Origin of the sequence: Hyphomonas sp. KY3, assembly GCF_017309975.1 — a bacterium.
Taxonomy (GTDB): Bacteria; Pseudomonadota; Alphaproteobacteria; order Caulobacterales; family Hyphomonadaceae; genus Hyphomonas.
In genome coordinates this window covers 1,552,879-1,563,000 of record NZ_CP022271.1, presented here as the reverse complement: position 1 = coordinate 1,563,000, position 10,122 = coordinate 1,552,879, and the positions used below count along the sequence as shown (strand labels likewise).

The window sequence follows — 10,122 nt, the reverse complement described above, 5'->3', positions numbered from 1 at the left end:
ATTGACCCTACGTAGACCGGGAATAGCACATTGGATCTGACAGACGCAAAACGCATTGTGGTGCTTGGGGCTGGGCAAGCTGCGGCGCAAGCAATTCAATCCCTGCGCATGGGTGGCTATACGGGCGAATTGACATTGGTCGGTGAAGAACCGGCACTGCCCTACCAGCGCCCACCATTGTCAAAAGCCTATATGAAGGGTGAGTTCGCCGAGGAGCGCCTCTACTTCAAACCAGCCGCCTGGTACGAAGACAACAATGTGGAATTGATCCTTTCGACACGCGCAACCAGCATCGACCGGGCGGAACGCAGAGTGGATCTCGAACATGGTGGCCACCTCGAATATGACGCGCTGATCATCGCGACGGGTTCGCGCCCTCGCGCCCTGCCGATCGACGGTGCAGAGCTTGAGCATGTCTACGCGCTGCGCGGTCTTGCCGATGTCGAGCGGATCCGGCCGCAAATGGTGGCCGGACGCTCCATGGTGATTATCGGAGCTGGTTATATCGGTCTTGAAGCAGCGGCCGTCGCCCAGCAAATGGGTCTGAAAACGACCGTTCTGGAAATGGCACCACGTGTTCTAGCCAGAGTTACAAGCCCGGTCATGAGCGAGTTCTATGAGGCTGAGCATCGCCGCCAGGGCGTTGAGATTCGCACAGAGACGAGCCTGTCGAAGCTTGAAGGGAATGATGGCGCGGTGACCGCTGCCGTGCTCACCGATGGGACCAAACTCGATGCGGACATTGTTCTGGTCGGCATCGGTATCCTGCCAAACGAAGCACTCGCCAAAGATTCCGGAATTGCCTGCAATAATGGCATTCTTGTTGATCGCGATGCGCGCACATCCGACCCACGAATTTTTGCCGCAGGCGATTGCGCCAGTCGGCCGCTGGTGCATTTTGGTCGCTCTGGTCGGCTTGAAAGCGTCCACAATGCCATCGAGCAGGGCAAGCTCGCTGCCGCCGCCATTCTTGGCAAACCGCGACCGAATGAAGATTGCCCTTGGTTCTGGTCAGACCAGTACGACCTCAAGCTCCAGATCGCCGGGCTCGGCGCCGGGTATGACGAGATCGTCGTGAGGGGTTCACCGGAGGATCGAAAGTTTGCGGCCTTCTATCTGAAGAACGGAACGCTCATCGCAGTGGATGCGATCAACAGTCCGCCCGAATTCCTCGCATCCAAGAAGCTCATCATGTCAGGCGCCAAGCTTTCGGCTGACATTCTTGCAGACACATCAATAACAATGAAAGAGATTGCCACTAACGCAGTGGCAGCTTGAAGGAGAGAAACCCGCACATGGCGAAAATTACCTATATCGACCACGACGGCACCGAGCGCGTTGTGGAGGCCCAGAACGGCGAGACCGTGATGGAAGCTGCTATCAAGAACTCCATTCCGGGCATTGATGCCGATTGCGGCGGCGCCTGCGCGTGTGCCACATGCCATGTATATGTCGACCAGGCCTTCATGGACAAAGTTGGAGAGCAGGAAGAAATGGAAAAATCCATGCTGGATTTCGCTGAAAATGTTCAGGAAAATTCCCGCCTGTCTTGCCAGATCACCGTTTCGGAAGATCTGGATGGCTTGAAAGTCACGACACCGGAGAGCCAGCACTAGGCTGCGCCCTATCGAAAACATTGAGCGTCCCGGTGATATGCCGGGGCGCTTTTTTGTTCGCATACCCCGGCGTCAAGAGTTGGTTCCTTTCCAGAACTGACTAAATTGGCGCTCTGTAGTCAGGGAGAGACTGATGGATTTCACCACCCTCATGCGCAGCGGCAAACAGACCGGCGACCATGCCATGTCTTTTCATGTGCCGGAGACCTGGATGCAAGGCCGCACAACCTATGGGGGGCTGACTGCGGCGCTGTGCCTGCAGGCCGCGATGCCGACCTCTGGCGGGCGTCAGATCCGGTCTGCGCAAGTGGCATTTGTCGGGCCTGTGTCGGGTGACGTCGAATGCACCGCCACCCTGCTGCGCGAAGGCAAGAATACCGTCTTTACGAGCGTGCGCATGATGGGCGAAGCAGGCGTTGCTGCCGAGGCGATCTTTGCCTTTGGGGCACACCGTGAGTCATCCCTCAATTTTGCAAACCTTCCTGCGCCTGAAGTTACCTCCCCGGACGAGACCGCATCTTTCTTCGGAGAGTCGCCGAGGCGCCCTGCCTTCACCCGCAACTTCAACATGCGGCTGGCGAATGGAAGCCCCCCGATGTCGGGTGCGCCAGACGCAGACATGTCTCTCTGGATGCGACACAAGGATGGCTCGGTTCCGCCGGACGCGGTTTCCGTCCTGGCACTCGCAGACGCACCACCGCCTGCGGCCATGTCGATGCTGACAGGACAGGCCCGTATCAGCTCCATGACATGGATGGCAGAATTCCTGACAGATGACATTCAGACGAACGAGGGGTGGTTCCTGGCCCAGCATATCGCCGATACGTCAAAGGATGGCTATAACAGCCAAGCCATGACGTTGTGGAATACATCAGGCCAACCGGTCATGATCGGCCGACAGACCATCGCCGTGTTCGCCTGAACTAGTTTTCAGGCTCCGGCTCTTCAGTATCATTCACGATCGGCCCCGGCTCGAGCACTTTCATGAGTGATGCTGGCACCTGGCCTGCTGGACAGGCTTCCTGAAGGACATAAGCATTTCCGACACCCGGTGCACCGGCATAGACCGGAGCGGTGATCGTCTGAGAGCGGAAAATCCAGCTCAGGAAAAACATTGCGAACACGGCTGCGCCAACTGCGGCAATCGTGCCCCATCCCATGCCCAATGGATCTGAAGTGGCAGGCGCCGCTGAGCTTGTTGGGCGTTGGCCTGGACCGGAACTTGCGACATGCGGTTTGACGGAAGCCTTTGCCAAGGCGGCTGCGCTGGCCGTCTCGGCCGCTGGCGCAGGCTTGATACCCATCGCCTTCTCACGCTTCTTCTTTGCATCAATAGCAAGCGGGTCGTCCGGATGAGCCGTGAGCCAGTCTTCCCGCGCTTCTTCATCCTTCGAGCCATACCCCATCCACTCTCGAAGGTCGGAGCGCCCATCGCGCTGGCCGAGCTCTTCGATCAGTTTGTAAAAGCCTTCAGGAGTCTTGCGCGACGTCATGCCCTCAATCGAGAAACGTTTGTCGCTTTTGAACGGCTCGTAAGGGATCGTCTTGTCGACGCTGACCTGGGCCAACATGCCAGGCCGCGAATGCCCGACAGAAGCCGCCGCACGCACCCAGTCGCTCTTCACTGCATGTTCGGACCACATGACAAGCATATGCTTGGAATTGCCCGCATTGCGTGCATCCTTGGCATCGAACGTATTGTCCACCTGCTTTTGATCGAACCAGACCTTGAACTTCAGCGAACGCAGCCGACGTGCGACCAACTTCGCCATGTCGCGATCTTCGATCGCCGATACCAGGAAAACATCGTACGCCATATGCGCGCTACCTCTTGAAGTAATGAGCCAAGCATACCCATAGACCCTTAATATTCCACCCAATTCCGCTATCAGGCGATATTTCCGTCTGTTTTTCGGCTGTGAATACGGCTATTTGCGCGGCGAACCAGTTACTCAGGAGACCGGTATGGGCTTCAAATGCGGCATCGTAGGCCTTCCCAATGTGGGAAAGTCCACACTCTTCAATGCGCTCACTCAAACGGCCACAGCGCAAGCGGCCAACTATCCATTCTGCACGATTGAGCCAAATGTTGGCGAAGTCGCCGTACCAGAGCCCAGGCTGGAGAAGCTCGCCGAAGTGGGTGGCTCGAAGGAGATCATCCCGGCGCGCATGAACTTCGTGGACATTGCGGGTCTCGTAGAGGGCGCCTCCCAAGGTGAAGGCCTTGGCAACAAATTCCTCGCCAATATCCGTGAGACAGACGCGATCATCTATGTCCTTCGCTGTTTCGAGAATGACGATATCACGCATGTCAGCGGGAAGGTCGACCCGATTGCCGACTTCGAAGTCGTCGAGACCGAACTCATGCTGGCTGACATGGAAAGCCTTGAAAAGCGCAAGGCCGGCGTCGTGAAAAAGGCCAATTCCGGTGACAAGGAAGCCAAGGCTCAGGTCGCTTTGATTGATCTCGCACTTGCCGAGCTGAACGAAGGTCGCCCGGCCCGACGCGCTGTTGTCTCGAAAGACGACACAAAAGCGTGGAACATGCTGCAGCTCTTGACCTCAAAACCGGTTCTGTTCGTCGCGAACGTTGACGAGAACAGTGCCGCAACAGGTAACGAATATTCCAGTCGTGTCGAGGCCCGCGCGACTGAAGAAGGCGCTGCGTGCGTTGTGATTTCAGCTCAAATTGAAGCCGAGCTCGCCCTGTTGGATGAGCCGGACCGCAGCGAATATCTTGAGACGCTCGGACTGGAAGAGCCGGGCCTGACCCGTCTGATCCATACCGGATACGACCTTCTCGACCTGCAGACCTATTTCACGGTCGGACCGAAGGAATCCCGCGCATGGACCATCCGGAAAGGTTGGAGTGCTCCCAAGGCTGCCGGGGTTATCCATGGTGACTTTGAGAAAGGCTTTATCCGCGCCGAAACGGTTGCCTACAAGGACTATGTCGAGCATGGCGGCGAAGCAGGCGCGAAAGAAGCCGGCAAGATGCGGTCAGAAGGCAAGGATTACATAGTCCAGGATGGCGATGTGATGCTGTTTCGCTTCAACGTCTAGGCTATTTTGCCGACAACGCAGCGCGCCTTTTCCCGCGCTCGCTTCCAGACAAGCTGGCCCAATCCGGACGGACGTACAGGAAATTGAGCGGCGTGCCGCGAATGAGGGCGTGTAAGGCAAGCGGGAGCGCAACAGCGAATGTCAGGGTCAAGGCGGACGCCAGCCCCACATCGCCGAAGGGCGCTCCGATTGCAGGCAGCACCAGTCGCTCCATCGCAACGAGCGGAAACGCGTAGGTCAGGTAGATGACGATCGAGTGCCGACCGCAATATCTGAGAAAGTCTGCTGCGCGGAACCGGGTCAGCAGCGCTGACACGACGCAGACGGCAGTCGCGCCGGCAATGCCCAGAATGAAACTGGCAACCACTTCTTCATGCAAGGCGAGGCTGACTGCCCACCAATTCAGAATGCCCCAAGCCAGCAAACCAAGGGCTCCGGTCCAGGGCGCTTTGGCCGCCCTTCCGGCAAATCGGAAGATTTGTGGTGCAAACGCGTACCCCATGAAGAAATAAACATACCGGTTTGCGAACCGGTCGATCACGCCCCATCCCGTATCAATCAGCACAAGTTGGTAGAGAGACTGGAGGATGAAGGCGCCTGCAAACACGATCCAGATCGGCACGTTTCGCAGCAAGCGCGTAACCACATAGAAGATCGCCAACATGTGCACGAACCAAAGCGAGTTCGAGGGTTCGACGAAGCTGTAGAACCATAGCTTCAGGACATAACCAGGATGGGACACCAACGCATCGAACTCCAGGACCGGAAGCTGGAGCGTGAGCCAGAGCACGTAGAAATATATGAAATGCACGACTTTCCGGTCGAGATAGTCGGCGAGCGGCGCATGGATCGACCGGCTCAGGAACAGACCCGCCACCAAAAAGAAGTCCGGAATTCGGAAGGGCCGTGCAAAATCGATGATGGGATGCATCCATCCGTGCTCATCGAACAGATATTCGACGCCATTTACCGCGTGCATCATTACCACCAGAATGATGCAGATGCCCTTCGCGTAATCTACCCAATCTACCCGTTGCGCAGGTGGTGCGGCGATAGGATGCGTCGAAACCATTCAATGCAACTCCAATGGCGACATCGTTTCAGCGTCGGGATGAAGAAACCACCGACAAGGTGGGATGATCATTACAATAGGCTTTGATGCAAGCAGTGAACCAATCGAATGTCTGGTCCACGCGGGTGACTGCATCGCGTTGGCGCGACAAAACGCTGGCCTTGCCATGGGGCAACCAGAAATACGGATTGGCCTCCCATATGATGATGTGCCCCTCTGGACGGATGCTATAATCGACCGCGGCAAAGTCCAGCCCGAGCGCCCTGACCGCCTTAACGAGTTCCTGCGCCTCTTCCAAAGGCGCGGAGAAATATGCCTTGTCTGCAGCAATCAGGTCGGCTCGCAAACGCTCATGATAGCCAAAATATCTTGCCAGACGCCGCAGTCGGCTCGCCTCCCGCTGGAACAGACTGTTGGACAGGCCAACGATTCTCTCGGTCGAAAAGAACAGGTGAGATGCCAGAACACGGTCACCACACACGAACGCTCGGGTCTTGTGGTGATAGCGCGCAAAGAGATCGGAGCGGGGCCTGCCAACGTCACGGTATTCCTGACGGATGTCATACAGCTTCAGAACAACTGCTGGCAGTAACCCCTCGCTGTCGAGCGCCTTTGCGTCCTCAGCCTTGAACAGGGTCGCAACCTGTCTTTGTGCATGCTCCTGATCACTTCGGACGATACAGGGAAATCCGATTTGCTCGATCGCGCCCGCCATCTCCTCCAATGTCGATACCGACGCAGCGGCGGCGCATGGTACGCCTGCGTCAGCCCAGATATGCGCCTGCCTGGATTTGGTCGTGTTGCTGAGCGCGTCTGGATGGTTGAGGATACGAATCCCTCGATCAACCGCCTCTTCGGCAATGGCCACAGCATCAACATAACAGGCCGGGTACTTCTGCATCAGAGGATCGCCCAGCCAGAAGATGACCAGCCCCACACCCTCAAAGTTGGCGGACCCGGAGCCTGTGCGATGGATCCGGATATCCTTGAGCAAGGGATCAGACTTCGCTGCCAGCCGTTTCAGGAAAACATCGCCTGTCGGCACTTTGCGGCCGCGACCCGCGCCATGCGTAATGAAGAGAATCTTGCTGTTGCCGGAGGCGTACATACGCACCTTGGTCTCGAATCCTGACAGTCGCACAATCGCCGCGACACACAGACTCTACGACGCAAAAGGTATGCCAAGATAGAGAAACAAGCACAGGATGCATGCGCCAAGTGTGGCGAGACTGTGTGCCTCTTGGCGCCACCGAACCTTGCCCGCCGACTTAGTTGTGACGCCCGGATTTTCAGGCTGCGCAGGACATGCGGAAGCAGATCGGAAAGCCACGCGATTGGCGCCGAACCTCCAGGAAAAAGCTGACATGAGAAATTTGCCGAGCCTGTACAATCGCCTTCGATGCTGCCTAGAACCCCGCCACACGATTTAAGTAAACGGGCATTCTTCATCATGCAGACACCTACAGATACGGATGCATCCCATTCTGAAGCGCAATTTGAAGCTCAGATTCGCGCAGCAATCGACGGCAAAACCAAACCAGTTAGCGCGCTGGGGGGGATCGAAACGCTTGCTGTTCAGATCGCGCAGATCCAGAAATCCCTGACGCCTCGCGCGGACACATGCAGGCTCACCATCTTTGCAGCTGACCATGGCATGGCAACAGCGGGTGTCTCGGCATTCCCGCAGGATGTGACCCGCCAGATGGTGCTCAACTTTCTTTCGGAGGGCGCAGCCGCCAATGTCTTCGCCCGTTCTGTTGGCGCGAGCGTCCGCGTGGTTGACGCTGGAGTAGCGGGACAGCTGATCGATCACCCAGGCCTGATCCCGCGTCGGATCGCAGCAGGCACGGCCAACGCCATTGAGCGGCCCGCGATGACACCCTCCGAACACGCTGCTGCGCTGTCTTCCGGGTCAGCGCTGGGTCATGAAGGCGACGAAGCGGTTGCGTGTTTGGGCGAGATGGGCATCGGCAACACATCTTCGGCCAGCCTCGTTGCGGCCAAAATACTCGGAGTGCCAGTTGCCGACCTGACTGGACGGGGCACAGGTCTCGACGATGATGGTCTTCGCCGCAAATGCGAACTGTTGGAAAAAGCTGCAAACCGGACGAACGATAAACTGGAAGCTGGTCTGGCGCTCCAGGAGTATGGCGGCTTCGAGATTGCCATGATGGCCGGCGCCATGATCGGAGCGGCAGCGAGCGGCAAGATTGTCATCGTGGACGGCTTCATTGCGACAGTCGCCGCATTGGCCGCTGAAGCGAGTTCACCCGATTGCCGGAAGAACATGATCTTTGCGCACCAATCCGCAGAGGCCGGACATGGGCGTGTACTGGCCGCGCTAAAGGCCAGGCCATTACTGCATCTGGGCATGCGCCTGGGCGAGGGTACGGGCGCATTGCTCGCCTTTCCGCTTGTGAAGGCAGCCGCAGCGATGCTGCGCGAGATGGCGAGCTTCGAGAGCGCCGGAGTGAGTGGCCCGGCATGAATGGCGAACTCGCCAAACTCGTACTCGCTGTGCAATTTCTGACTCGGCTACCGCTCAGAACAGACAAGATGTTCACACCGGAGCGCATGGCGCAAGCGCCGAGATATTTCCCCCTGGTCGGCATACTTGTGGGGCTCGTGAGTGCGGGCGTTTTCTGGATCGCCGCCCTGGTCCTGCCGGACTTCATGGCGGCGTTGCTGGCGGTCAGCGCAGGCCTGCTGCTGACAGGTGCGTTCCATGAGGATGGCTTGGCCGACACGTTTGACGGCATTGGCGGCGGACATACACCTGTTCGTGCATTGGAAATCATGAAGGATAGTCGGCTCGGCACATATGGGGCCGCCGCGCTGTTCCTGGCGCTCGCCATCAAGGTGGGTGCGCTGTCGACGATACCGCCAATCTGGGTCTGCGCTGCCCTGCCCGTTGCGCATTGCGTCTCTCGGTTCTCAGCTGTGTGTGTGATCGCGTCCAGCCGGTATGTGCGGGAGGAAGGTACGGGAAAGCCTGTAGCAACGGGTATATCTGCGTCCAGCTTGATAATTGCCGGTTTCACAGCGTTGGGTGCTGTTGCAGTCGGTGCTGTCCTGTTTCCTTTCGTCTCACTCCTGTCCGGTATTGTTTCATTGTGTTTCGCGCATGTTCTAATGCGCCTGTTCTTTGAGCCCAAACTGGGGGGCTATACGGGCGACACGCTCGGCGCGGTGCAGCAAGCAAGCGAGATCGGATTCTATCTGGGGCTCCTCGCATGGCTCTGACCCTCCTTCGGCATACAACGCCTGATGTCGCACCCGGCACCTGTTATGGTCGAACTGACCTGGCGCTCGCGACCTCTTTTGCGGACGAGGCCAGCATCGTTCTGGCCGGACTGCCACGGATAGACCGCATCGTATCGAGCCCGCTGACCCGGTGCGCTGAACTTGCCGAATTCGTCGGAGAACGGAGTGGGCTGAACATCATCCGGGATGAACGACTGGCCGAGATGGATTTCGGAACATGGGAGATGAAGCCCTGGAGCGAATTGCCGAGACATGAACTCGATGCCTGGGCATCGGACTTCCTCCATGCGAGGCCTCATGAGGGGGAAAGCGTCGCCATGCTGACCGCCCGCACTCAGAACGCCATAGCCGAATTCAACCACCCCGACAGCCACACTCTTGTCGTGACCCATGCCGGCGTGATCAAGGCAGCCTTTGCCGCGCTCGGCGGCCACCATCACTATCAGAGCTCGGTCGCCTATGGCGGCCTCATCACGCTGCTGGAACACTCAGGAAACGCGACATGACCGACGACACTTCCCATACTGAAAAGATGAAGGCGCTGCAGGCAGAGCAACGCAAGAAGACCGACGCGGCCGCCGTGCCGGATCGCGGGCTGGTGCTGGTTCACACGGGAAATGGCAAGGGCAAGTCGAGCTCGGCCTTCGGCGTCATTGCCCGTGCCCTCGGCTGGGGCCATCGCGTGGGGGTCGTCCAGTTCATCAAGGGCAAATGGATTACCGGTGAACGACAATTCTTCGACAAGTTCCCCGATCAACTCGAATGGCACACAATGGGTGAAGGCTTCACTTGGGACACACAGGACAAGGCTCGCGACATCGCCGCCGCCGAGGCAGCGTTCGATCGTGCGAAAACCATGATGGCAAATGGCTCCTACAATCTTGTTGTGCTGGATGAGATCAACATCGCCATGCGCTATGACTATCTCTCAACCGACGCTGTTCTCGAGGGACTGAAAGCGCGCGACAGCCAGACCAGCGTCATCCTGACGGGGCGCGATGCCAAACCGGAACTTTGCGACTATGCCGATCTTGTCAGCGAGATGGTCGAGGTGAAGCACCCCTTCAAAGCGGGGCTCAAAGCCAAGCGTGGCGTCGACTTCTGACC

General features: G+C 58.0%; 11 protein-coding genes. 8 read left to right on the top strand and 3 right to left on the bottom strand.

The window, feature by feature from the left end; all coding sequences use genetic code 11:
* Nucleotides 1-30 precede the first annotated feature (30 nt).
* The 3 genes from CFA77_RS07820 (at nt 31) to CFA77_RS07810 (ending at nt 2,538) form a co-directional block, all read left to right on the top strand.
* Entirely contained in the window at nt 31-1,278 is a 1,248-nt protein-coding gene (locus tag CFA77_RS07820) for an NAD(P)/FAD-dependent oxidoreductase (RefSeq protein ID WP_206992972.1), read from the top strand.
* Nucleotides 1,279-1,295: 17 nt separating this feature from the next.
* On the top strand, nt 1,296-1,616 hold the full coding sequence (locus tag CFA77_RS07815; protein ID WP_034813477.1) for a 2Fe-2S iron-sulfur cluster-binding protein: 321 nt from the start codon (nt 1,296-1,298) through the stop codon (nt 1,614-1,616).
* Nucleotides 1,617-1,749: 133 nt separating this feature from the next.
* Nucleotides 1,750-2,538 carry a thioesterase family protein gene (locus CFA77_RS07810; RefSeq protein ID WP_206992971.1) on the top strand — a complete coding sequence of 263 codons (789 nt, stop codon included), beginning with the start codon at nt 1,750-1,752 and terminating at the stop codon, nt 2,536-2,538.
* Between the two features lies 1 nt (nt 2,539).
* Here the strand turns inward: CFA77_RS07810 and CFA77_RS07805 are convergent, their stop codons facing one another.
* Nucleotides 2,540-3,433: a toll/interleukin-1 receptor domain-containing protein gene (locus CFA77_RS07805; protein ID WP_206992970.1), complete on the bottom strand. Its 894-nt coding sequence runs from the start codon at nt 3,431-3,433 to the stop codon at nt 2,540-2,542.
* A 148-nt stretch (nt 3,434-3,581) separates the two neighbouring features.
* Here CFA77_RS07805 and ychF point away from each other — a divergent pair, with 148 nt between their 5' ends.
* Nucleotides 3,582-4,679: a redox-regulated ATPase YchF gene (gene ychF, locus CFA77_RS07800; protein WP_206992969.1), complete on the top strand. Its 1,098-nt coding sequence runs from the start codon at nt 3,582-3,584 to the stop codon at nt 4,677-4,679.
* 1 nt (nt 4,680) lies between these two features.
* Here ychF and CFA77_RS07795 read toward each other — a convergent pair whose 3' ends face one another.
* A complete protein-coding gene (locus CFA77_RS07795) occupies nt 4,681-5,751 on the bottom strand; it encodes an acyltransferase family protein (RefSeq protein WP_206992968.1) in 1,071 nt (356 codons plus the stop codon).
* Nucleotides 5,752-5,779: 28 nt separating this feature from the next.
* Nucleotides 5,780-6,865 (bottom strand): hypothetical protein, encoded by a 1,086-nt coding sequence (locus CFA77_RS07790; protein WP_206992967.1) that lies wholly within the window; start codon nt 6,863-6,865, stop codon nt 5,780-5,782.
* 336 nt (nt 6,866-7,201) lie between these two features.
* Here CFA77_RS07790 and cobT point away from each other — a divergent pair, with 336 nt between their 5' ends.
* The 4 genes from cobT to cobO are packed head-to-tail and all read left to right on the top strand — an operon-like array spanning nt 7,202 to nt 10,120.
* Nucleotides 7,202-8,239, top strand: a complete 1,038-nt coding sequence (cobT, locus tag CFA77_RS07785; protein ID WP_206992966.1) for a nicotinate-nucleotide--dimethylbenzimidazole phosphoribosyltransferase — start codon at nt 7,202-7,204, stop codon at nt 8,237-8,239.
* Nucleotides 8,236-8,994, top strand: a complete 759-nt coding sequence (gene cobS / locus CFA77_RS07780; RefSeq protein ID WP_206992965.1) for an adenosylcobinamide-GDP ribazoletransferase — start codon at nt 8,236-8,238, stop codon at nt 8,992-8,994. Before cobT ends, cobS begins: the two co-directional genes overlap by 4 nt.
* A complete protein-coding gene (cobC, locus tag CFA77_RS07775) occupies nt 8,985-9,521 on the top strand; it encodes an alpha-ribazole phosphatase (RefSeq protein ID WP_206992964.1) in 537 nt (178 codons plus the stop codon). The genes cobS and cobC overlap by 10 nt, the downstream gene beginning before the upstream one ends.
* Nucleotides 9,518-10,120 carry a cob(I)yrinic acid a,c-diamide adenosyltransferase gene (gene cobO, locus CFA77_RS07770; RefSeq protein ID WP_206992963.1) on the top strand — a complete coding sequence of 201 codons (603 nt, stop codon included), beginning with the start codon at nt 9,518-9,520 and terminating at the stop codon, nt 10,118-10,120. The genes cobC and cobO overlap by 4 nt, the downstream gene beginning before the upstream one ends.
* Nucleotides 10,121-10,122: the final 2 nt, after the last annotated feature.

Bases quoted from the DNA above. Each gene is read 5' to 3' on its own strand.
- CFA77_RS07815 (WP_034813477.1), top strand. From the start codon at position 1,296: ATGGCGAAAATTACCTATATCGACCACGACGGCACCGAGCGCGTTGTG.
- CFA77_RS07810 (WP_206992971.1), top strand. From the start codon at position 1,750: ATGGATTTCACCACCCTCATGCGCAGCGGCAAACAGACCGGCGACCAT.
- CFA77_RS07805 (WP_206992970.1), bottom strand. From the start codon at position 3,433: ATGGCGTACGATGTTTTCCTGGTATCGGCGATCGAAGATCGCGACATG.
- ychF (WP_206992969.1), top strand. From the start codon at position 3,582: ATGGGCTTCAAATGCGGCATCGTAGGCCTTCCCAATGTGGGAAAGTCC.
- CFA77_RS07795 (WP_206992968.1), bottom strand. From the start codon at position 5,751: ATGGTTTCGACGCATCCTATCGCCGCACCACCTGCGCAACGGGTAGAT.
- cobT (WP_206992966.1), top strand. From the start codon at position 7,202: ATGCAGACACCTACAGATACGGATGCATCCCATTCTGAAGCGCAATTT.
- cobS (WP_206992965.1), top strand. From the start codon at position 8,236: ATGAATGGCGAACTCGCCAAACTCGTACTCGCTGTGCAATTTCTGACT.
- cobC (WP_206992964.1), top strand. From the start codon at position 8,985: ATGGCTCTGACCCTCCTTCGGCATACAACGCCTGATGTCGCACCCGGC.
- cobO (WP_206992963.1), top strand. From the start codon at position 9,518: ATGACCGACGACACTTCCCATACTGAAAAGATGAAGGCGCTGCAGGCA.